A 538-nucleotide genomic window follows, 5' to 3' on the forward strand; every position below is an offset into this window, starting at 1 on the left:
AATAACAAGCCCATTAAGCGTTCCACCGCTTTCAGACCGCGTTCACCCAACAGACGATTGAAAAAGCCATAGAACATCAAAATAAAGAAGGTCGCGCCCCACGCAATCACCACCGACGCTGAGAGTTCGACCAGTTTGTCGGGATGCTGGGAAGAAAGCAGAAGCAACGCGGCAATCACTGATGGGCCGGCAATCATTGGAATTGCCATTGGCACAATAAACGGCTCTTCACCCGCCGCTAACCCGGTGATGCTCCCTGCACTTGGGAAAATCATCTTAATTGCGATGATAAATAAGATGATGCCACCAGAGATACTCAAGGTTTCCGGCTGTACGTGCAAAAAGCTCAGGATGCTTTGTCCGGCGAACAAGAACAACATCAAAATCAATAAGGCAAAAATCAACTCGCGGATGAGCACCTTACGACGACGTTTGGGATCGATGTGTTTAAGAATGGACAACACAATGGGCAAATTGCCAAGAGGGTCCATGATAAGAAACAGCATGGTCGCTGCAGAAAGAATATCCATGTTCTGGC

Annotated in this window: 1 protein-coding gene; it reads right to left on the minus strand. The window is 48.0% G+C overall.

All coding sequences use genetic code 11. The features are described from left to right. A partial coding sequence (locus R7O13_RS30310) for a YhgN family NAAT transporter (protein ID WP_318305652.1) occupies positions 1-530 on the minus strand: 530 nt, incomplete at its 3' end. Positions 531-538 lie beyond the last annotated feature (8 nt).

Source organism: Vibrio sp. Y176 (genome assembly GCF_033438945.1).